Annotated in this window: 20 protein-coding genes; 7 read left to right on the top strand and 13 right to left on the bottom strand. The window is 41.4% G+C overall.

Annotated elements, in window-relative coordinates; all coding sequences use genetic code 11:
- Nucleotides 1-8: 8 nt before the first annotated feature.
- The 4 genes from ISP07_RS09920 (at nt 9) to ISP07_RS09905 (ending at nt 5,420) form a co-directional block, all read left to right on the top strand.
- Nucleotides 9-1,631, top strand: coding sequence for an ATP-binding protein (locus ISP07_RS09920; RefSeq protein WP_166341216.1), 1,623 nt, complete (start codon nt 9-11; stop codon nt 1,629-1,631).
- 37 nt (nt 1,632-1,668) lie between these two features.
- The gene (locus tag ISP07_RS09915; protein WP_209327527.1) at nt 1,669-2,397 is read left to right on the top strand and encodes a response regulator; all 729 of its coding nucleotides are present in this window, start codon (nt 1,669-1,671) and stop codon (nt 2,395-2,397) included.
- A 209-nt stretch (nt 2,398-2,606) separates the two neighbouring features.
- Entirely contained in the window at nt 2,607-4,694 is a 2,088-nt protein-coding gene (gene fusA, locus ISP07_RS09910; RefSeq protein WP_062566304.1) for an elongation factor G, read from the top strand.
- 309 nt (nt 4,695-5,003) lie between these two features.
- Nucleotides 5,004-5,420 (top strand): hypothetical protein, encoded by a 417-nt coding sequence (locus ISP07_RS09905; RefSeq protein WP_209327526.1) that lies wholly within the window; start codon nt 5,004-5,006, stop codon nt 5,418-5,420.
- A 43-nt stretch (nt 5,421-5,463) separates the two neighbouring features.
- Here ISP07_RS09905 and ISP07_RS09900 read toward each other — a convergent pair whose 3' ends face one another.
- The 12 genes from ISP07_RS09900 to ISP07_RS09845 all read right to left on the bottom strand — a co-directional run bounded on the left by ISP07_RS09900 (nt 5,464) and on the right by ISP07_RS09845 (nt 18,125).
- Nucleotides 5,464-8,241 (bottom strand): ExeM/NucH family extracellular endonuclease, encoded by a 2,778-nt coding sequence (locus ISP07_RS09900; RefSeq protein WP_209327525.1) that lies wholly within the window; start codon nt 8,239-8,241, stop codon nt 5,464-5,466.
- 131 nt (nt 8,242-8,372) lie between these two features.
- Nucleotides 8,373-9,383 (bottom strand): porphobilinogen synthase, encoded by a 1,011-nt coding sequence (gene hemB, locus ISP07_RS09895; protein ID WP_130167372.1) that lies wholly within the window; start codon nt 9,381-9,383, stop codon nt 8,373-8,375.
- A gap of 13 nt (nt 9,384-9,396) precedes the next feature.
- Nucleotides 9,397-11,253, bottom strand: a complete 1,857-nt coding sequence (locus ISP07_RS09890) for a sensor domain-containing diguanylate cyclase (RefSeq protein ID WP_209327524.1) — start codon at nt 11,251-11,253, stop codon at nt 9,397-9,399.
- A gap of 1 nt (nt 11,254) precedes the next feature.
- Nucleotides 11,255-12,037 carry a TatD family hydrolase gene (locus tag ISP07_RS09885; RefSeq protein ID WP_054552339.1) on the bottom strand — a complete coding sequence of 261 codons (783 nt, stop codon included), beginning with the start codon at nt 12,035-12,037 and terminating at the stop codon, nt 11,255-11,257.
- Nucleotides 12,037-12,561 (bottom strand): hypothetical protein, encoded by a 525-nt coding sequence (locus ISP07_RS09880; RefSeq protein ID WP_054552340.1) that lies wholly within the window; start codon nt 12,559-12,561, stop codon nt 12,037-12,039. The genes ISP07_RS09885 and ISP07_RS09880 overlap by 1 nt, the downstream gene beginning before the upstream one ends.
- A 1-nt stretch (nt 12,562) precedes the next feature.
- Nucleotides 12,563-13,303 (bottom strand): twin-arginine translocase subunit TatC, encoded by a 741-nt coding sequence (gene tatC / locus ISP07_RS09875; protein ID WP_054552341.1) that lies wholly within the window; start codon nt 13,301-13,303, stop codon nt 12,563-12,565.
- A gap of 50 nt (nt 13,304-13,353) precedes the next feature.
- Nucleotides 13,354-13,686, bottom strand: coding sequence for a Sec-independent protein translocase protein TatB (gene tatB, locus ISP07_RS09870; RefSeq protein WP_209327523.1), 333 nt, complete (start codon nt 13,684-13,686; stop codon nt 13,354-13,356).
- A gap of 5 nt (nt 13,687-13,691) precedes the next feature.
- Nucleotides 13,692-13,931, bottom strand: a complete 240-nt coding sequence (tatA, locus tag ISP07_RS09865; protein WP_209327522.1) for a Sec-independent protein translocase subunit TatA — start codon at nt 13,929-13,931, stop codon at nt 13,692-13,694.
- A gap of 77 nt (nt 13,932-14,008) precedes the next feature.
- The gene (gene ubiB, locus ISP07_RS09860) at nt 14,009-15,610 is read right to left on the bottom strand and encodes a ubiquinone biosynthesis regulatory protein kinase UbiB (RefSeq protein WP_209327521.1); all 1,602 of its coding nucleotides are present in this window, start codon (nt 15,608-15,610) and stop codon (nt 14,009-14,011) included.
- Nucleotides 15,611-15,627: 17 nt separating this feature from the next.
- A complete protein-coding gene (locus tag ISP07_RS09855) occupies nt 15,628-16,233 on the bottom strand; it encodes a ubiquinone biosynthesis accessory factor UbiJ (RefSeq protein WP_209327520.1) in 606 nt (201 codons plus the stop codon).
- 28 nt (nt 16,234-16,261) lie between these two features.
- Entirely contained in the window at nt 16,262-17,017 is a 756-nt protein-coding gene (ubiE, locus tag ISP07_RS09850) for a bifunctional demethylmenaquinone methyltransferase/2-methoxy-6-polyprenyl-1,4-benzoquinol methylase UbiE (protein ID WP_054552346.1), read from the bottom strand.
- A gap of 121 nt (nt 17,018-17,138) precedes the next feature.
- Complete coding sequence (locus ISP07_RS09845) at nt 17,139-18,125, bottom strand: GGDEF domain-containing protein (RefSeq protein WP_054552347.1); 987 nt, start codon at nt 18,123-18,125, stop codon at nt 17,139-17,141.
- Nucleotides 18,126-18,484: 359 nt separating this feature from the next.
- Between ISP07_RS09845 and ISP07_RS09840 the strand changes: the two genes are divergently transcribed.
- On the top strand, nt 18,485-20,263 hold the full coding sequence (locus ISP07_RS09840; protein WP_209327519.1) for a DUF885 domain-containing protein: 1,779 nt from the start codon (nt 18,485-18,487) through the stop codon (nt 20,261-20,263).
- Between the two features lie 128 nt (nt 20,264-20,391).
- Nucleotides 20,392-20,808 carry a nuclear transport factor 2 family protein gene (locus ISP07_RS09835; protein WP_209327518.1) on the top strand — a complete coding sequence of 139 codons (417 nt, stop codon included), beginning with the start codon at nt 20,392-20,394 and terminating at the stop codon, nt 20,806-20,808.
- 8 nt (nt 20,809-20,816) lie between these two features.
- On the opposite strand, the gene ISP07_RS09830 is transcribed toward ISP07_RS09835, so the two are convergent.
- Nucleotides 20,817-21,758: a LysR family transcriptional regulator gene (locus tag ISP07_RS09830; protein WP_209327517.1), complete on the bottom strand. Its 942-nt coding sequence runs from the start codon at nt 21,756-21,758 to the stop codon at nt 20,817-20,819.
- Between the two features lie 117 nt (nt 21,759-21,875).
- On the opposite strand from ISP07_RS09830, the gene ISP07_RS09825 reads away from it, so the two are divergent.
- Complete coding sequence (locus tag ISP07_RS09825) at nt 21,876-22,631, top strand: SDR family oxidoreductase (RefSeq protein WP_209327516.1); 756 nt, start codon at nt 21,876-21,878, stop codon at nt 22,629-22,631.
- Nucleotides 22,632-22,684: the final 53 nt, after the last annotated feature.

The following is a 22,684-nucleotide window of genomic DNA, read 5'->3' as shown; positions in this document are numbered from 1 at the left end:
GCACTGATATGAGATACACCAATAAGCTAAACCCATTTCAGCATATGGTTAAAAAACCTAAGCGCTTAGAAACGCGACTCATTATTTGGGTTACCGGTCTATGTGTTTTACAGGCTGTGTTGTTTGGCGCATTGGTGTATCAGATCACTGCAGAAAGCTTACATAACCACATGGGTGATAAAGCGCTTGCGCTCGCAACCAGTATTGCCTCACGGGATGATGTGCAAAGCGCATTGCAAACCAAGCAAGGGCTTGATGAGTTAAATACGCAAATTGAGCATATTCGTGAACTCACCGCTGCCAGCTTTATCGTAATTGGCGATAAAAATACTCGCCGCATTGTTCACCCCGACTCTGACAAGCTCGGTAAGCCGATGGTGGGTGGTGATAGTAAAGCGGCGCTACGTGGTGAGCGGTATGTATCGATTGCAAAAGGGAGTTTGGGCGAGTCTATTCGTGGCAAAGTCCCTGTGCTTTCAGAGCAGGGCGAAGTCATCGGCTTGGTATCGGTTGGCTTTTTAGTGCAATCAATTGAACCGCTTATTCGTGCTCGTAGTGCTGAAATTATGCTTTGGGGTTTGTTGTTAGTCGGTTTAAGTATTTTGGCCGCGGTGTATATTGGTCAACGGGTTCGTAATGCTATTTTTGGTTTACAGCCTGATGAAATAGCAAGGCTGTTCTCTGAGCAAGATGCTATTTTGAACACTGTTCGTAGCGGCATTATTGCCCTCGATCCTGAGGGTAACGTGCGTAACTTAAACCAGCGTGCTTGCGAAATTCTCGGTAAACCGACTAGCTGTATTCATCAGCCACTTAAGCTTGCAGATTTGCTTCCTGAACATAGCGAGTTTTTGATGCATAACCAACAGCGTCCGATTGTAGGTTTTGAATTGTTTGCCGCCGATAAACGCATTGTGTTGTCGCGATATGCATTGCAAGTGCAAGGTCAGGCTGATGGTATTTTGTTGAGTATGCGCCCTGCGGATGAGCTTGAATATTTATCGCAGCAATTAACTAAAGTGCAAGCCTTTGCTGAGTTATTGCGGGTGCAAACGCATGATTACTCGAACAAGCTAAACTTAATTGGTGCGTTAATTCAAATGGGGCAAACGGATCAGGCAATTGAGTTAATTGGTCAAGAAAGTAAAGGCTCGCAAGCGCAGATCCATCATTTACTCGAAAGGATCCAAGATCCGGTACTAGCAGGTTTATTGGTTGGTAAATACCACAAAGCCCGCGAACTTAATGTAATTCTTGAGCTTAATCCAGATAGCTTATTAGGATCGATCACCCGTAAAGATATGCTTGAACGGGTTGTCTCGATACTTGGCAATTTGATTGATAACGCAATTGAAGCTGCTATTCGAGCTAGCGATACACGTACCCCTAAGGTTCGTGTTACGGTTGATGAAACCAGTAAAACACTATTGTTTGATGTTGAAGACAGCGGTTTTGGTTTAGGCGATGACAAGGATGTGATATTTACACCACAATACAGTTCTAAGTCAGGGGCTGAGCATGGTATCGGCCTTTATTTGGTCAAAACCAACTTAGATTCGTGTCGTGGTAGTTTAGAAATAGGTGAGTCTGATCTGATGGGGGCACGCTTAAGTGTCTACATTCCAAAATAATAAAAAATGATCAGCCTATAAATAAAAGGTAAAGAACATGACTTACTCAGTTGTCATTGTTGAAGACGAAGTTGAAGTAGCCCAATTATTGGCGCAATACTTATTACTTCCTCATGGCGTTGCTGGCCAACAAGGGGCGCGGCAAGCACTGCGTCAGGGGCAATATCAGGTTGTTGGTATTGCAGGCAATCTTGCCACTGCGAAAGCGCTATTATCAGCGATTAATGCCGATTTAATTTTGCTCGATATTCATTTACCCGATGGCAATGGCCTTGATTTACTTAATGAATTACGCCGCGAAGAAATGAAAAGCGAAGTAATGCTATTAACCGCAGCAAAAGAAGTAGAAACACTGGAAAAAGCCATGCAACTTGGCGCCTGTGATTTCTTAGTTAAACCATTAATGCTAAATCGCTTAGATCAAGCGCTGGCGCGATTCGAAGCAAGGCAACAATGTTTATCAGATGCCGATGAAGTAACCCAATCTATGGTCGATACTTTATTTGGATCGCAAGAACAGTTAAAAGCCCCGGTCAGGTTGCCAAAAGGGGTGGATCAGCTTACTTTGCAAAAGATCTTAAAAGCGTTTAAAGCGAATATTGGCACGGCTTTTACTGCTCAGCAAATGGGTGATTTAGTCGGCGTAAGCCGCTCAACAGCCCGTCGTTACCTTGAATACTTGCTTGAAGCTAAGCAAGTCAGTGCTGATCAGAGCTACGGAAGTATCGGGCGACCCGAGCGTTGTTATAAAATGACAAGTAGCTAATCGCATCATTTAATTGCCAAATCAGCGCTAAATTAGCGATTTTAGTAGCATAAACTCACTGTTCGGCACGTTAAAAAGTGCCGCTTATCCTGAGCATAGAAAAATTTTATAAAATTGATTGCATTTTAAGCGACTTCGATGGTGATGTTCGCTTTAAGTAATGCTATACTCCCGCCGAATAATTTTTCGACTTTATTAAGAGTAAAATAATGGCAGATTTATCGAAGTACAGAAATATTGGTATTTTCGCCCACGTTGACGCGGGTAAAACTACCACCACTGAGCGTATCCTTAAGCTTACGGGTAAAATTCATAAGACTGGTGAGGTACACGACGGTGAGTCTACTACTGACTTCATGGAACAAGAAGCTGAGCGCGGTATTACAATCCAATCAGCAGCTGTAACTTGTGAGTGGAAAGGCCACCGCTTAAACGTTATCGATACTCCGGGACACGTTGACTTCACAGTAGAAGTATACCGTTCACTTAAAGTACTAGACGGTGGTATCGGTGTATTCTGTGGTTCTGGTGGTGTTGAGCCGCAGTCAGAAACTAACTGGCGTTATGCGAACGAATCAGAAGTTGCACGTGTAATCTTCGTAAACAAATTAGACCGTATGGGTGCTGATTTCTACCGCGTTGTAGGTCAAGTTGAGAAAGTACTAGGTGCTAACCCACTAGTTATGACTTTACCAATCGGTATCGAAGACCAATTCACTGGTGTTGTAGACGTACTTGAGAAAAAAGCATACGTTTGGGACGAGACTGGTCTTCCTGAAAACTACGAAGTACAAGACGTTCCAGCTGACATGGTAGACAAAGTTGACGAATACCATGAGATGCTTGTTGAGTCTGCTGTTGAGCAAGACGAAGACCTAATGATGGCTTACATGGAAGGTGAAGAGCCTTCTCTAGAAGACATCAAACGTTGTATCCGTAAAGGTACTCGTGATCTTGCGTTCTTCCCAACATACTGTGGTTCTGCATTCAAAAACAAAGGTATGCAGTTAGTATTAGACGCGGTTGTAGATTACCTACCTTCGCCTACAGAAGTTGACCCACAACCTCTAACTGATCCTGAAACAGGTGAGCCTACTGGTGAAGTAGCAACTGTTTCTGCAGATGAGCCACTTAAAGCGTTAGCGTTCAAAATCATGGACGACCGTTTCGGTGCACTTACGTTCATCCGTATCTACGCTGGTCGCATGAAGAAAGGTGACACAATCCTTAACTCAGCAACTGGTAAAACAGAGCGTATCGGCCGTATGGTTGAGATGCAAGCTGACGAGCGTAACGAACTTACTGAAGCACAAGCGGGTGACATCATCGCTGTTGTTGGTATGAAGAACGTTCAAACTGGTCACACTCTTTGTGATCCTAAGCACGAATGTACACTTGAAGCGATGATCTTCCCTGATCCAGTTATCTCAATCGCTGTTGCTCCTAAAGACAAAGGCGGTAACGAGAAGATGGGTATCGCGATCGGTAAGATGGTTGCAGAAGATCCTTCATTCCAAGTTGAAACTGACGAAGATTCAGGCGAAACCATCCTTAAAGGTATGGGTGAGCTTCACTTAGATATCAAAGTAGATATCCTTAAGCGTACTTACGGCGTAGACCTAGTTGTTGGTCAACCTCAGGTTGCTTACCGTGAAACTATCACGAAAGAAATCGAAGATAGCTACACGCATAAGAAACAATCTGGTGGTTCTGGTCAATTCGGTAAGATCGATTACCGCATCAAGCCAGGCGAGCAAAACTCAGGCTTCACGTTCTCTTCATCAGTTGTTGGTGGTAACGTACCTAAAGAATTCTGGCCTGCAGTTGAGAAAGGCTTCGCATCAATGATGCAAGAAGGTGTTCTAGCTGGCTTCCCAGTATTAGACGTTGAAGTTGAACTTTTCGACGGTGCTTTCCACGCAGTTGACTCATCAGCAATCGCGTTCGAAATCGCTGCTAAAGGCGCTTTCCGTCAGTCTATCCCTAAAGCGGGTGCACAACTTCTTGAGCCAATCATGAAAGTTGACGTATTCACTCCGGAAGACAACGTAGGTGACGTAATCGGTGACCTTAACCGTCGTCGTGGTATGATCAAAGACCAAGAAGCTGGCGCAATGGGCGTTCGCATCAAGGGTGATGTACCACTTTCTGAAATGTTCGGTTACATCGGCCACTTACGTACTATCACTTCTGGTCGTGGTCAGTTCTCTATGGAGTTCTCACACTACGCACCATGTCCTGCAAACGTTGCTGAAACAGTAATCGCTGCAGAAAAAGAGAAAAAAGCTGCTAAGTAATTAGCCTTTTAACTTCTTTTAAAAAAACCCGCACTTGTTGCGGGTTTTTTATTGCCTCAAAATAGACAACTTAATTAAGCGGATTGGTATGAGTGGTATAAATTATAATATTTTAATTTAAATCTGTGATAAGTAAAAAGTAGCGGTTTTATAATGAGTTGCGGTCTAGTTTCTTTTTTCTAGTACAAAAGTATTTTTTTGTACCTTGTGTCCCTTTTTTAGACTCTGTAAAATAGCAATCGAATGATTCTTTAATCATTTTGTATTATACGTCAGCTTATTATCATTAAAATTTTAAGATTCAGCCTCATGAAAACGATAAAGTTAAGTCCTAATTGGACTCTACAGGGAACCAAGATAGCGTTTGCTATTCTTGTTTTATTAAGCGTTACTTTTCTTGGAACATCGCTACTTTTGTTTCTTTTACCTATTTTGCTCTTTATAACTATTTTAAATTTCTTACAACTGCGCTTTTTACACTGTTATAAAGCGGGAATTTGTTATTCGCGTGGAATTAAAAAGCGTTATATTAACACTGAAGATATTGCTGCAGTTGAGTTCTCTCAGCTCGCATTTCTAACTATTTTTAAAGTAGATTTAGTAAATGGAAAAAGCTGCCAATTCTTTAATTGGCAAGTTAGCGATGAGCAAAAAATTGAGATTGAAAGACTCTATAAGGCAAAAGCCAACTCTAGAGTTAAATCAGTTTTAGAGTGTGAAGTATAAAAAAGGCCGCGATAAGCGGCCTTTTTACTTAATGCGGTGTCGCTTATTTTTTCATGCGACGACGAAGTGCAAATGGTAAAGCAAGTAGACTTAACCAAGCAAATGAACCAGAATCATCATCTTTTGACTCTTCTTCAGTTTCATCTTCTTCAACTTCTTCGGTTACATCATCTGCCACATCATTGGTAATGTTGATGTATAGCAGTTGTGCTTCTGATAAGTTGCCTGCGCTATCTTCTGCACGGATCATTAATGTAAGCTTGTCTTCTTCTTCAAAATCGAGCTCTTTGGCTACTGTGATTTCACCTGTAGCACTGATTGCAATCGCGTCAGCATGCTCACCTTCAATGCTAAAGCTAACGACAGGTGTATAATCAGCGTCACCATCAGAGAAAACAAGTTGACCAATCACAGCGCCCACCTCACTGTTTTCAACGATTTCGAATGATTGCTGAACTTCGATTACTGGCGCTTGTTGTTCTGGAACAGGCTCAGCAGATTGGATATCAACAATCACTGGGTCGTGATCAGATGCACGGTATGCATCGTCAGCGTAAAGGCTAGCTTGTTGTGTCGATGATTTATACTCAAGGTTGTAGTCTAGGCTGATTGGCTCATCGGCATTGATATGCCAATCCGTAGCAGCAACAACTTTAGCAAGCATAGATTCAGAGACTAGTGCGTGGTCAAGGCTACCAATGCGGCCAGAGAAGCTATAAGAATAACCTAATGTGTCGCCGTCTAGTTCAGCAACCGCACTCTTCAGACCTTTATCTGCAAATGCACGGATAGGATCTTCCATCGCGTATGCGTTCATATCGCCCACTAAGATGATATCTTCATCTTCAACTTCTGTTGGGTAAGTGGCTAACCAATCAGCATATGCATTTGCACCCGCAACACGGATTTCATTCCAACATGCTTGACCATCGCCTAAGTCAGCATTATTACCTTCAGCGCTACCACAGCCGCCTTTAGATTTTAGGTGGGCAACGGCAACTGTGAAGATTTCTTCGCTTTCAAGAGATTGGAAGCTTTGTGCAATAGGCGGGCGATTGCTGTAATCGAAAGGTTCTACTGTAGTATGAGCAGCCTTACCAACTTCAGATACTTTATTTGAGCGATAAATCAGTGCTGTCGTGATTGCATCAGTACCAATTTGGTCAACGCCGAAATCAACGAATGCGTAGGTATTTTCTGCATCTTCATCATTAAGTGCAGATACTAGGCTAGCAATGGCGCTATTTTCACCGAAACCGTCATTTTCGATTTCCATTAAGCCAATCACATCAGCATTTATAGCCGTGATTGCGCTAACTAATTTAGCTTCTTGGCGAGTAAACTCTTCTTCGCTATCTGCACCACGGCTAGTTGGGAAGCCTGCACCTTGGCCGTCGCCATTAAAGTAGTTTAATACGTTAAAGCTTGCTACACGTAGATCTGCATCTTCGTTAAGCTCTGGTGCATCTGTACGCGGGTTAGTTGCAGTGAACTCAGGTTGTACTGTAGGGTGAATACGATAACGGTCGAAGCTATAACCCATCACACCGATAATCGTATTAACAGTATCACCTAAACGTAATGTGTTATAGGCATCAAGGCCCGTACCTGGGTAAGCAATAGGATCAAGGTTTTGCTTTGTTGAACCATCGTCGATTAAGATTTGTTTTTTCAGGTTTTCAGCTTCAACAGCATTTGCTGCATCGCCTGGAAGCGCTACTTGAGTTCCTTGGTATAAACGCTCAGTACCTAAGTCAACTTCACCATAGCGACCAAGGCCGTAGTTGTTATTAACGACTAAAGGTTGCGCGATGGTTACTAACATACCTTCGTAAGCTTCAAGGTCAGCCACGTCAGTAACTGGTAAAGTGATAGCGGTTGCATCAGTAGATAAACCTGTCGCACAGATCTCAACTTGGCTAACATCGCCTAGTTGTGTTGCGCTGTAGTATTCAGCAACGCTACCTTTTACACGCACATGGTCACCAACTGCAACGTCGGTATCTGCGAAATAAACAAATACACCTTCAGAAGTTAGTGGGTTTGTATCAACATCAGTAGCAAGTGAGCTAATGAAGAAACCTTTTAGTTGATCATCACCTTGGAAGTCAGCTGTAACAACACCTTCAACTTCTACTTCAGTGTTAATAAGCGGGCTGTCGCCGCCTTCACCTTGAATTGCGCTGATTAAGGTTTTTGCTGCACCACACTCAAGGGGAGTGACAGGTTCTGGCTCAGGCGTTGGCTCTGTGCTCTCACCATATTGACCAATATTGCTGAAATCGTCTTGGTCGAATTGCTCCCACTCATCGCTTGGGTTGAACGCAGAGGTAGCATCAGTACGGCCTGTAGTAACAGTTGCTTTACGGCGCAGTGTTTTATTTTGTGTTGAAACGCCGCCTTCATCCCATGCTGAACCTGGATCAACGCCCAGTTGACCAAAGCTATCAACAATTGCACCATCTTTAGTTAGCACTAATGCGTCATCACCGTTGAAGTAAGTGATTGTTGATTCAGTATCTGCATTGGCTTTTAACTCATCAGCAGAGCCCGCATTTACAATAACGTAGGTTGCATTTGCTGCAAGAGTACCGGTTAAAGCTAAGCTGTTATTAGGGTCTGCTAGATCGCCGTTACCATTTGAGTATAAAGAGATGGTGTAACCGTCAAGCGATAGTTCAGCACTCGATGTGTTGTATAGCTCTACCGCTTTATTGTTAGAGCTTCCTTCAACATATTCAGAGATGATTAGGTTGGCAGAAGCAGGCGCGCTCAGGCTTGCAATAACAAGCGCGAGCGGCGTTAATTTTGTATTTATCATTATTTTTCCCGTGTATGTATTATTAAAGTCCCAATATGGGACACAGTACTTTAAGAAAAATCTATGACAAATTAAATACAAAATGTTAATAAAATAGAAATAATGACCTATTTTAAGAATATTTTTTTAAGTTAGTTGTTTTTTAACCATTTTGCAGCTTGTTTTGCAAAATAAGTCAGGATGCCATCGGCGCCAGCGCGCTTAAATGCTAATAATGACTCCATGATTATTGCATCTTCTGCAAGCCAACCGTTATCAATGGCTGCTTTATGCATAGCATATTCACCACTTACTTGATAAGCAAATGTGGGCACACCAAACTCATCTTTTACGCGGCGTACTACATCTAAATATGGCATACCTGGTTTCACCATTACCATGTCTGCACCTTCTTGCAGATCAAGGGCTACTTCACGAATCGCTTCATCAGAGTTGGCAGGGTCCATTTGATAGGTCTTTTTATCGGCACCTTTTAAGTTGCCTGCAGAACCTACCGCATCACGGAATGGGCCATAGTAGCTTGAAGCGTATTTAGCTGAGTAAGCCATGATACGAGTGTGGATATGGCCTTCGGCTTCGAGAGCTTCACGAATTGCACCAATACGTCCATCCATCATGTCTGATGGCGCAACTACATCAGCCCCAGCTTCGGCATGCGATAGCGCTTGTTTAACTAAGATTTCAGTTGTTACATCATTAATCACATAACCGTCTTCATCGATGATGCCGTCTTGACCATGAACAGTGAACGGGTCAAGTGCAACATCTGTGATCACACCTAATGTAGGAAAAGCCTCTTTAAGTGCGCGTACAGTGCGTTGTGCTAATGCATCTGGGTTATAGGCTTCTTCAGCAAGAAGGGATTTTTTATCGCTCGGTGTTACCGGGAAAATAGCGACGGCAGGTACACCTAGCTCTACAAGCTCTTTTGCTTCTTCAAGTAGTAAATCGATAGAAAGACGCTCAATGCCAGGCATAGACTCAATAGCTTCGCGGCGATTTTTACCTTCTAACACAAATACAGGAAAAATAAGATCATTAACAGTTAGTTGGTTTTCAGCCATTAGGCGACGAGAGAAGTCATCACGACGCATGCGGCGCATACGTGTATAAGGGAAAAGGTCGAGTCCTGATTGGGCCATGCTTTGTATACTCCTAGTCTGGTAGAGGATAACTCACTACGCGATTTCGACCTGTTTGCTTGGCATGATATAAGGCTTTGTCGGCATAGTCAGTGAATAAACTTGGGTTATTAATGTCTTCAGCAATTGCGCTGTAAACACCTGCACTCAAAGTAAATTTAATCGTTGTTCCGGCAACTATTATATCAGTATTTTGGGCTGCTTTGCGTATTTGTTCGGCAATTTCTAATGCACCTTCTAGTGGTGTATTCGGTAATAACACTACAAATTCTTCGCCGCCATAGCGCGCCACTTCATCGAGAGGTCGTTTAAGATGTTGTTTGATGACATCTGCAGCTGCTTGAATGGTTTGATCACCGGTTAAATGACCATAGGTATCATTGATTGCTTTGAAGTGGTCAATATCTAACATGATGATAGCTAGAGGTGTTTGCTCTCGACGTGAGCGACGAATATCCATCAATAGCTTTTTATCAAAGTAGCGGCGGTTTTTGGTTTTAGTGAGGGCATCTTCCATATTGAGCTGTTCAAGCTCTCGGTTTTTCTCTTCAAGTTCGCGTAATGTCACTTGTAACTCAAAGGTACGCTCTTCAATATTAGCTTCAAGATCTTGGCGTGCTTGCTCTTGCAGTTCAAGGCGCTCACGCATTAAGGTATCTTGTGCTTTACTCTCTGCTAGTGCATTTTGTTGCGCTGCGACTTCAGCGTCGCGTTGCATCAAAAACAATTTTATTACCGCATAACTCAAGCTCAAGCTACAAACTAAAAAGCAAACGAAGGTGAGCGAAAGCATTCCGATATTTAAATCAAATGGATTAAATACACCGAGTGCACTGTAAACAATGGCACAGAAGAAAGCGAACAAAGCAACAAAAAAGCCAATGCACGGCTGCTTATATTCATGATTAAACTGCTTTAGAGCAATACCTGCAAAAATGATAAGCACCACAGGTAAACTCAATAAGCAGAGTGTGATAGCAATATGAATAGGCAAAAACCACATTGTTACAGTGGCAAGCACAACTGCCCATGCTAGCCAATACTGAAAACGGTTTAAGCGAGATTTGGTAAAGCCGAATATATAGCCTTGCAATGGTACAAATAACGCACCACAGATAAAAAATAGAGTTGGGATTGTCAGTTGTTGAAACGATGAGCCACTAGGTTGTAAATAACGATAACCAAAGCCATAAAGGTAAGCCAAAGAAAGCCACAGCAAGGTAAGTAATAATCCTGTATAGGCGAAATAGCGGCGTCTAGAAAAGCCATAAAGCACTAAATTAGTGAGTGCGAGTGATAATATAAAACCGACTAATAAACCGTACAATAAATTAAATTTACTTTTATGCTTTAGGTATTCTGAGGGTTTCCAAAGGCTTAGAGGTACTCTTAAACCCCCATTGTTTTTAACTTTAAGATAAACAACTGAATGGCTGGCTTTTGGAATGGTTAATGAGACTAACAGAGACTCATTTTTGATTTGCCGATTAGATAATGGGACTGCATCCCCAATCTTTGTGTTAAATAATAATTGGCTACCTTGAAGATGAAACACGCTCACTTCATCGAGTAAAGGGTTATCTATCGATAATATCAGTGGAATAATATCTAATGAGGTGTTTCTTATCGATAGCTTGAGCCACATTGGTTTTAGAGTCATACCTAGATTTAGGGTTTCGCCTTGGCTTGAATGCCAAGTTACATTGTTACTGCTAAAGGCTTGCTGTTGAGTGATAGGATCAAGGGTGTACTCAACATTAAGCGTATGTTGAGATTTGAATTGTGAACTAACAACAATGGAGTTAGCCTGCAAGTAAGGAGTAAATAAAACAACGAAGATTACGCCACAAAGTGACCATAGGCGCTTCATCTTAACCCTTTATGGAAAATAATTGCTGAAAGTTTAGTGTAGTTTGTTTTGCCACTTCAGTAAATTCTGAGCCTTTTAAATCAGCAATTTGCTGACATACATAAGGAAGGTTCTGAGGCTCATTACGGCGAGTTTTAGGTCTAGGCCTAATATTTCTCGGCATTAAAAAGGGCGCATCAGTCTCAATTAACAAGCGATTTAAAGGGATAGTTGGTACTAAGGCTTGTAGTTGTTCACCACGGCGTTCATCGCAGACCCAGCCCGTAACACCGATATAAAGCCCCATTGCTAGGTAACTTTGCAGCGCGTTTTCGTCACCCGTGAAGCAGTGTAGTACGCCTCGTACCTTGTAATCACTCAAGATTGCGAGCATATCTTCGCTGGCATCTCGCTCATGCAAATACACAGGCATATTTAGTTGCTCAGCAAGCTGTAACTGGCGTCTAAAAACGCTGCGCTGAACATCGCGAGGAGAAAAGTCACGATTGTAATCGAGGCCACACTCGCCAATTGCAACCACTTCAGGGTGTTGGCTGAGAGTTGTTAAGTGTGCTTCAAGGTGATCATCTGCAGTTTTTGCATCATGAGGGTGGACCCCAGCTGTGCAAAATTGCTTAAACTGTTTGGCGAGTTTAAGAGAGGCTTGGCTACTTTGCAGATCGCAGCCAATAAGAAGCATCTGTGTTACATTTGCCTCTGCGGCACGTTGTAACACAGCTTGATGAATATCATCAAATTGATGATTGCTTAAATTGACGCCAGCATCAACTAGCGAATAGTTCATTAGTCAGTACGCTTAACACGAATTGAACGGTTTTGCCCTTCGATTCTTAACAAGAATGAATTGAAAACGCCTCGTTCAATTATGACTTTGTCGCTCACCTCTAGCTTCATTCTATCTGAGCCTACTTGGCGCCACTGTTGACCGTTTTCTAGCTCTATAATCAGCTCCCCGTAAGGCGCTTTTCTAACGCTCTTAACCACTGCGGTTATTTCGTCATCATTTTTTTTTGCAACTTCTTTGTGCTCTAAACCAAAGTCTTCATTTTTTGTTTTTAGAGCTTGTTCACTTGTTGCGGCTGCTGCGGCAACAGGAGCTGCTGAGCTAGTTACAGGTTGCTCAATTTGTTTTTTTGTAGCCGGTTTTGAAAGTGATTTACCTGCCATTACGTTGTCGTAACAAAGTAAGCGGTTAAAATCATTTTCAACAAAAGTACAGGCTTGCAATGCTTGTAAGTTAACTTCGTCTGCCTGTGCAGTACCAGCAATAGTTAAAAGAGCAACGAAGGGAATGAGTTGTTTTTTCATTTTATTCCTCGGATTCCTGTTGAGGTTTGGCGGTATAGAATGCAGCCAAAATTAAACCTAATTCAAATAATAACAGCATGGGTAATGCTAGCAATGTTTGTGACAGTACATCAGGAGGTGTTAAGAACATGGCAACCACGAATACACCTACCACGATATAAGGTCGTTTTTCTTTTAAACTTTTCGTTGTTGTTGCGCCACTCCAGCATAACAGCATGATGGCAACAGGTATTTCAAACGCAATACCAAAAGCAAAAAACAGTTTTAAAGCAAAACTTAAATAACTACTAATATCAGGTGCTAATGTCATCATATCAGGGCCAGTATTAGTAAAAAACCCTAAAATAATAGGTAGCACCACAAAGTAGCAAAATGCGATACCACTATAAAATAGCAAGATACTTGAGGCCAAAATTGGCATTAGCATGCGCTTTTCATGTTGATACAAACCTGGTGCTATAAAGCTCCAAACTTGATGCAGTATCATGGGAATAGCAGCAAATAACGCCACAAATAAGGTGAGTTTAAACGGTGCAAAAAAAGGTGCTGTTACATCCGTTGCGATCATGGTGGCAGTGCTTGGCAAGTTTGCAATCAGTGGAGCTGCAACAAAGCTATAAATATCGTTGGCAAAGTACACCAAGGCGATAAATATTAGCAAAATGCTTAACAAAGCTTTCATGAGTCGGTTTCGTAACTCAATCAAGTGGCCAACAAAGCCTGTGTGAGCTTGCTCGGTCATAATTTACTATTCATCATCATTGTTATTGACCACAAAAGCAGAGATTAATTTCACTTTTTTTCGTCATTATTGTTAGTTTCTGCTTTTTCTGGTGTGTCTTTTTTATAACTGTGGGTAACTGACTGAGCAGCCTTTTGAAGTTCGTTTACAGAATCTTGCAGATCTGGTGTGAGCTCTTGCAAATTTTGCTGTTCTGCTTTTTTTAAGTTCTCGTGAAGCTCATGGATACGGAGTTCTTCGTTCACTTCAGCTTTCACTGAATTGGCGACTGACTTTAATGTTTTTACCCAGCGGCTAACTGTACGAATTGTCACAGGCAAGCGCTCAGGGCCTAACACAATCAGACCTACGATAAGTACGACAACAAGTTCCCACATCCCCATGTCGATTAAGCCTTATGGTCGTCTTTGCTTTTCTCTACGGTTTCTTTGCTTTGCGTGTTAGAAGCTTGCTCTATTTGCTCGCTTTTGGAATTAGTTTTGTCATCATCAGACACGGCTTTTTTAAAGCCTTTTACTGCGCTACCTAAATCACCGCCAATGCCACGAAGTTTCTTTGTGCCAAATAACAACACGATGATTGCTAAAATAATGATTAATTGCCAAATACTGATACCACCAAAACCCATGGGTTACTCCGTTTTTATCAAATTTATTGAATAGACTTGCCTTGATTATACCCACCAAAACATAAATAGCACTTAGTTTATGCGCTTCGCCATGCTGCAATAAAGCCTGCTATAGCAAAGCCTGCGGTAATTGCACTGGCGACTAAGTCATGCTGTAAATAACATAAGCCTGAAACTATTAAACAGCTACCAGCAAAGATACTAAGTAACAAAGGTTTAGCAGATTGCGGCGCTGGCAATTGTACAGGTTGTTGTTGACGTTTTAAGTTTTGATAAATTAAATCAGGTAATTCAGGCATTTTTTCTGCCCAAAATGGCAAGTTCGCATACATTTTTTTCATTACTGCAAGCGGACCAACTTGTTCTTTGACCCAATCTTCTAGAAAAGGTTTAGCGGTTTTCCATAAATCAAGCTGCGGATACAGTTGTCTGCCAAGGCCTTCAACATACAACAGCGTCTTTTGTAGTAACACTAATTGCGGTTGAACTTGCATATTAAAGCGACGAGCCGTATTAAACAGGTTAACTAGCACGTGGCCAAAAGAGATTTCGGCCAGTGGTTTGTTGAAAATTGGTTCACACACAGTACGAATCGCAAATTCAAACTCTTCAATGCTGGTATCGGCGGGTACCCAGCCAGAATCAACATGCAGTTGCGCTACTTGGCGGTAATCACGGTTGAAAAAGGCAATAAAGTTCTCTGCTAAATAGCGTTTATCTTCACGATTAAGGGTGCCCACAATGCCGCAATCAATGCCGATATATTTTGGGTTATGAGGGTTTTCACGTGAAACGAAAATATTACCCGGATGCATATCAGCGTGGAAGAAACTGTCGCGGAATACTTGTGTGAAAAATACTTCGACTCCACGCTCAGCGAGTAGCTGCATATTGGTATTTTGTGCCAGTAATGCGTCGGTATCTGATACCGGAATACCATAAATGCGCTCCATTACTAATACGTTACTGCGGCTGTAGTCACTGTAAACAAAGGGAATGTAGAGCGAATCTGAGTCTTCGAAGTTACGGCGTAGCTGAATCGCATTCGCCCCTTCACGCATTAAGTCGAGCTCATCGAGTAAAGTTTTTTTGTACTCGTTTACTACTTCAATAGGGCGTAAACGTTTTGCTTCTTTTAATAACTTAGCAACCAAGCGAGCGACTTTTTGCATTAGCATTAAGTCAGCATCAATTTGCTCTTTAATGTTAGGGCGAATGACTTTAATCACCACATCTTGTGGCGCGCCATGCTCATCAATCAAGGTTGCCGTGTGAACTTGTGCAATCGAGGCTGATGCCAAAGGTGTTTGCGAAAAATCACTAAATAATTCACTAATATCATTAATACCGAGCGCCTTTTCGATCAGTTGCTGGGCAAGCTCACCTTCAAAAGGTTCAACCTGATCTTGTAGCAGTGCAAGCTCTAATGCGACATCATGCGGCAGTAAATCACGGCGTGTAGAAAGCATTTGACCAAACTTGATCCACACCGGGCCGAGCTCTTGTAATGCAAGTCTTAAGCGCATACCTGCAGGTTTATCTTTATGTTGGTTACGTAACCAAAATAAGCTGCCACGAGCGAGCTTGGCAAACCAAGGCACTCGTTTACGCGGAATTAATTCGTCTAAGCCATAGCTCAGTAGGGTTTTAGTAATGTAATAAAGACGAGCAGACGACACACAAGTTCCTTAGCGCATTAGCGTGACTGTAACAGCGCGTTAATTCGCATCTCTAATTGAGATACTTGGCTTTTTAATTGGCGATTTTGCTGTTTAAATTCAGCAAGTTCAAGAGGGTGTATGGTCACTGCTAACTCATCTTGGCAAAGCGTTATTAAGGTATTTTCTAACTTGCTTTTCGTTTGTGAACCACGATGTTTTAAAGCTTGAATAGAGAGCCACAACTGTTGTGCTGGGGCATCGCCAATGTATCGAGAAAAATGTTCTGGCCAATCAATATCAAGCTCAGCAAACGCATTGCTAAAGCCTTGCGCAAGATTTAAATCGCCTTGTAAGTCGAGCTTGTCTTGGCGAATGAGTTGCGTGAGCATTGATGGATCTTTAAGCGCCAATAAGGTGTTGATATCGGCGCTGATCATGCAGTCAAAACTGCGTTCTTGCGTACTGTATAAGTGAATTTGCTCGTCGCTGTAAACGCACAAAATTGACTGTTGCCAATCACGTATCTCAATCAACAGCTGTTTATCAGCAATTACTGCAAGCTTACCCTTTAACTGAGGGTCTAACTGCAGCAGTTGATTAATGATTCGTTCGACGAGTGATAACAGAGCGTTTGCTAACATCGCGTTACCTACTTAATTTACAGAGTTTTTAGTATTTAAAACCACGGTGAAGGGCAACAATACCGCCAGTAAGGTTTTGATAACTGGTTTGTTCAAAACCCGCATCTTCCATCATGCCTTTTAATGTTTCTTGATCAGGATGCATACGGATAGACTCAGCAAGGTATTGATAAGACTCGCTGTCATTCGCAACCAGCTCACCCATCTTAGGTAAGATATTAAATGAGTAGAAATCGTAGGCTTTGCTCAGTATTTCTTGCTCTGGTTTTGAGAACTCAAGCACAAGTAAACGACCGCCAGGCTTAAGAATACGATACATTGAGCGTAGAGCTTTATCTTTATCGGTCACGTTACGAAGACCAAAGGCAATCGTAATTAAGTCGAAGCTGTTATCAGGAAATGGCAATGCTTCTGCATTCATTTGAACATATTCGATATTGCCAACACGACCAAGGTTTCGAAGTTTCTCACGGCCAACTTTCAGCATTGAAGAGTTAATATCGCCTAAGATTACCTGACCCGTTTCACCCACTAGCTGACTAAATTTAGCGGTTAAATCACCTGTACCGCCTGCAAGGTCTAATACATAGTGACCTTTACGAACACCTGAACTTGCAATAGTTTGGCGTTTCCATAAACGATGAATACCGAACGACATCAGATCATTCATTACGTCATACTTTGCAGCGACTGAGTGGAATACATCTGCAACCATTGATGCTTTGTCGTTTTCAGCAACGGTTTTATAGCCAAAATGCGTGGTCTTTTCTTGATTCTCGTTCATGATTAATCTCTATCGTGGCAATAAAGACTAGTGTACTTGATTGTAGCTGTGGGGTGCAATTTGATTATAACTAAATCATCAGATTAGCATTGCTTTTCATGATTTAGCACAGGTTTAAACTTTACTGGCCGGCAATAAAACTACTTTGCCCAAGCGACTTGGCTTTCGCAGCTGCTAAAGAGGCTTTACGGGCTAAGCTGTTAAAGTCGCCATCGCCTTCATGTTTAGCGATACCTAGGGCTAAGGTAATAGCGGGGAGTTTGGTGCCATTTTTTGAGCTGACAAAGCGCAGCTTTTCGACACCATTTCGTACTTTTTCGGCTATTAAGTTGGCAGTTTCAGGCTCAATATCAGCAAGTAAGATGGTAAATTCATCTTTACTTGTGCGCCCAGGTAAGCCGCTTTCTTGTACGTATTTTTGCACCTGTTTGGCGACTTTATTTAAAATTACTTCACCAATCACATCACCATAGTTTTCAATAAAATGGTTTAAGTTTTCAATGTGAATAGAGATAGCACAAACCGCTTTATTTTGGCCGACCCAAAGTTGAGTTTGTTGATTTAAATAATGGCGTTTGTATAAGCCAGTTTGTTGGTCGGTAATGTGTTGTTTGCGTAATTGAGTGAGTTGTTTTTGGGTTTTTTCTTGTAGTGATTTGGCTTTTGCTATTTCTTGCTTAAATTGACGGTGCTGATTGAGCAGGACTTCAGATTGCTTACTGAGCATTTTTAATGCATGACGCGTTTGCTCAATATTGTTTTCATCAATTGAATGAACACATTCTGTGACTTGATCGGCAAAGCGCACAATATTTTGCTCGTTATTGTTAGCATTTCGCGAAAGGGTGTTTATTACTGAGTCAACGTTGCGAACAATGGCGGTTTTCATTTTATGCCCTTGCTCTATAAAATCGAAATAAAGCTGTTCTACATAGACACAATCGATGGTTTTTCTTTGTGCGATGGCACGGTCAATAGCGGCGTTAAGTTTAGGGTTAGACTGGCTGACGTAGGTGTAAACAACTTGGTAGTTAAGTGGTGACGGCGGTAATGCATGATGTTCTAAAAAGATACATACCTTTGTCATTTTTTCTTGAGCAATAGCCATGGGATCATGGAACATCATTTTTCAATACCACTAAATACGCATATCAACCAATTAATCATCTCTTCCGTAAGGTATAGCTGCTTCCAAGCATAAATACTGAGTCTACAGTAATCTGTAATCAGCCTATTTAAAAGCAAAATCGCTTACTTTGGAACTTAAATTTGTTTCGTTTGTGTCTATTAGCTGATTTTCTCAACAACTTTAACAAGTGTAATTAAAAATTGCTTAAACCTTGCTCATTCTTATTTATACACCGTTGTTAATTTGAGCGTATTTAACCTGAGCTTGGTCGCATTTGTTTGGGTTTTAGCCAGTGCTGCGCTACTTTAGCGATACTGATTAAAACTAAAAAGAATGCTATGAAACAAACACTGTCGCGAACTTTAAATCGTTCTGTTATTGCGGTTGCTTTAGCGTGTACTTTAAGCGCTTGCCAAGTAACAAATATTGATGCTGATCAGCAATTTACTCAAGTAGCCGAAAATATTGTTAATTACCGCCAAAGCATCAGCCCGTATGGTAAAGATAATGGCGTTGATGGTTATTTATTAGAAAATCTATCGGCTGAATTTTTAGAACAAAAATACCAAAAGAATACAGAGTTACTTGCCGAGCTAGACGCTATCGACCGTGATAAGTTATCGGAAGAAAATCGCATTAACCTGACTATTTTACGCGGCCAAGTGCAAAATAGTGTCGATGAATATGTGTTTAATGCGCACTATATGCCGCTGACATCTGAATATGGGTTCCATTCTAGCTTGTCATTTATGATCTCCAGCTCAGATTACACAAAACCACAAGATTACCAGCTATATCTTGCTAAATTACAGCAAATTCCTCGCTATTTTTCGCAAAATATCGGCTGGATGCGAAAGGGGCTTGAAGTGGGCCTAACCCAGCCAAAGGCTGTTTTAGAAGGTTATCAAGACTCAATCACGGCTTATATTGTTGATGATGCTACTAAGTCTGAATTCTACAAACCATTTTTAAATAATACGGCAGGCCTAAGTGATAGCGAGTTTGCAGCGCTACAAAAGCAAGCGCAAACCATTATCACAGAACAAGTTATTCCGGCATATCAAGGTTACTTAACCTTCTTTAACAATGAATATCAACCGGGTGCACGTACAGATATTGGTATTTCAAGTACGCCGAATGGCAAAGCGTTTTACGAAAATCGCGCTAAGTACTACACCACCACAGATATGACGCCAAAAGAAATCCATGAGCTGGGTTTACAAGAAGTCGCGCGTATTCGCGCAGAAATGGAAAAAATTATCGAGAAAGTAGGCTTTGAAGGCTCGTTTGCTGATTTTGTGCACTTTTTACGTACTGATCCGCAATTTTACGCAAAAACACCAAAAGATTTGCTAAAAGAAGCGTCTTACATTGCCAAGAAAATGGATGCGCAGTTACCTAAGTTATTCCACACCTTGCCAAGAATGCCGTACGGTGTTGCGCCAGTGCCAGAGAGCATTGCACCTAAATATACAACGGGTCGTTACTCAGGCTCTCGCCGTGATGATCAAGCAGGTTATTACTGGGTTAATACCTATGCGTTAGATAAGCGCCCGTTGTATGTACTTGAAGCATTAACTTTGCACGAAGCTGTACCAGGACATCATTTACAAATCTCGCTTAATGCTGAACTTGAGTCATTACCAAGTTATCGCCGTAATGCATATTTGTCGGCATTTGGTGAAGGTTGGGGCTTATATTCAGAGTTTTTAGGTATCGAAGCGGGCTTTTATCAAGACCCATACAGTGACTTTGGTCGTTTGACTTACGAAATGTGGCGTGCCGCGCGTTTAGTGGTTGATACAGGTATGCATATGTATGGCTGGAGCCGCGAACGCGCAATGAAGTTTATGAGCGAAAACACCGCGCTTTCATTACATAACGTGAAGACTGAAACTGACCGTTATATTTCATGGCCTGCACAAGCGTTGTCATACAAAATTGGTGAGCTAACTATTAAACGTCTACGCCACGAAGCTGAGCGAGCACTTGGTGAAGATTTCGATATTCGCGAATTCCACCATCAAATATTACGTCATGGCTCAGTGCCAATGTCAGTGCTTGAAGAGCAAATTCAACTTTATATTAAAGCTGAATTAGCCAAACGAGCAGCATAGCTGTATAAAGGAAGAGGCGTGATTTACATCACGCCTTTTTTAATTAATAAAATGCGAATTCTCCTAGCGCGTTTGTTATTTATTTTTGGGTAATATTGTTTTAATCACATTTGCTAGGAGTAGATTAAATGGACATTATCCCAAAAGCTCGCCTTTTCTTTTTAAGTGTATTGGTTGTATTTACTTTTCAAAATTCAGTTTTTGCAAAAGAGGAACCTACACCCAAAGAGGTTGTTACAGCATTGCTTAATGCAATGAAAAATAATAATGCGGAACAAATTCGAGCTGTTTTTGCCGACAATGCAAGCCAAGAGTATGAACGTTGGTATAAGCGCAAAAATAGTGGCGATCGATTTAAAAGCTGGCTTGAATCAGACATTATTAATGTTCATGGCCAAGTAATTGAACCCGTATTAAAAGTGACGGGGAATCAAGTCGTTGTCACTGGCACTTATAAAAACAATGATGGCTACTCTAGCCCAGCAAATTTTTTATTGGTGGTGGAACAAGGTAAAATTGTCAGTTGGACAATGCGGTACGAGTAATCATGTAATTAGCTAAAATTGAGTCTTGAATTAGTTAAATTGCTTACAACTGCTTTCATTCTCTCTACAAAAACACTAATTTTTTGCGGTGTGTTCTGATGCTTCTTATACACCGCATGTGATGTATAGCTTTTTAGCTGATAGTCAGTTAGCAGAGGGACTACAAGCTTCTTGTGAATGGCTTCTGAGAAAAACCAGTATGGTCCAAGGTGAATACCAGCTCCTTTTATTACTAGTTCCCTCACTGCCGAGACACTATTAACTGTGAAGTTACTGTTCATTTTTACATGCGGAAAACGAGTAAAGTTATGGTATTCAATATCACTTTTTGCTTGCCTAGCTGAATAAAAAATGAAGTTATGATGTTCAAGGTCTTTGGGGGTTTGAGGTATACCAAATTGTGCCAAATACTCTGGACTGGCTACCAGTACTCTTGGAATTTCACCTAGCTTTCTGGCGATAAGTTGAGAGTCAGTCAAAGTGCCAATTCTAATAGCAACATCAATTTTATTGCTATACAAATTTTCGTAGTCACTGCCAAGAAATAACTCAAAATTTAACTCAGGATATTCTTCTTGCATTGCCCTGCAAATTGGGACGACAAATTGCGCACCAAAATCTATAGGAGCACCGACTTTTAAAGTGCCACTTACTTTTTTAATGCTACTCGAAATTTCTTCATCTAACGCATGCTGAGCTTCTAAAAGTTCTTTTAGACGCTTGTAATAGGTTTGCCCTTGTTCTGTAGGCGTTGTGCGAACAGTTGAACGGTTTAGTAGTTTTACACCTAAATGGTTTTCTAATGCGGCAATTTTTCGACTAATAGAAGAAGGCTCTATCCCCAGTTGTGTCGCTGCTTTTTTTATGCTGCCGGCTTCGACAACCCGAATAAATAATGTCTTTGCGTCGTGCATGGAGTTAATTGCGTTTTTGACAATCAGTAATTGCATATTCACCCAATTCCAGTGTTGTATGCAATTAGATAAAGTGATGGTTCTAATTACAGTAAACCTAATCTTTTTAAGTTTATTCGTGCTTAATTTCAATCATTTTATTGGAGAGAGAAAATGATAAAACATAACGTAAATAACAAAGTAGCTGTTGTTGCTGGCGGTGGCAAAAACCTAGGTGGCTTAATCAGCCAAGAGTTTGCCAAAGAGGGTGCAAAAATTGTTGCACACTATCATAGTGACTCTTCTAAAGCGGAGGCTGAAGCTACTGTTGCAGCTATTGTTGCTGCAGGTGGTGAGGCGGTGACGTTTCAAGGTGATCTGTCTAAACCTGATACCGTAACGGCACTTTTTGACTTTGCTAAGTCTACGTATGGTGGTATCGATATTGCGGTAAATACCGTTGGCAAGGTACTAAGAAAGCCAATAGTTGAAACATCAGAAGCGGATTATGATTCGATGTTTGATGTTAATTCAAAAACAGCGTATTTCTTTATGAAAGAAGCGGGTAAGCAGTTAAATAACAACGGCAAAATCATCACAATCGTAACCTCTTTACTCGCCGCATTTACAGATGGGTATTCAACATATGCTGGCGGTAAGGCACCTGTTGAGCACTTTACTCGAGCTGCAGCAAAAGAGTTCTCTGGTCGTGGGATTTCGGTTACAGGTATTGGCCCTGGTCCAATGGATACGCCTTTCTTTTATGGTGAAGAAACGCCAGAACGTGTGGCATTTCACAAATCACAAGCAATGGGAAATCAATTAACACAAATTGAAGATATCGTACCGATCGTTAAATTTTTGGCAACTGATGGTTGGTGGATAACTGGACAAACTATTTTTGCTAACGGCGGCTATACAACACGCTAATTGATTAGGTATGCCGTAAACCTCGGCATACCTACTTTTTTGAATTCAATACT

The sequence above is a fragment of the Pseudoalteromonas sp. PA2MD11 genome, from assembly GCF_017808125.1.
Classification (GTDB): Bacteria; Pseudomonadota; Gammaproteobacteria; order Enterobacterales; family Alteromonadaceae; genus Pseudoalteromonas; species Pseudoalteromonas simplex.
Note: the sequence above shows the minus strand (reverse complement) of the source record. Positions and strands in the feature narration are given on the sequence as shown.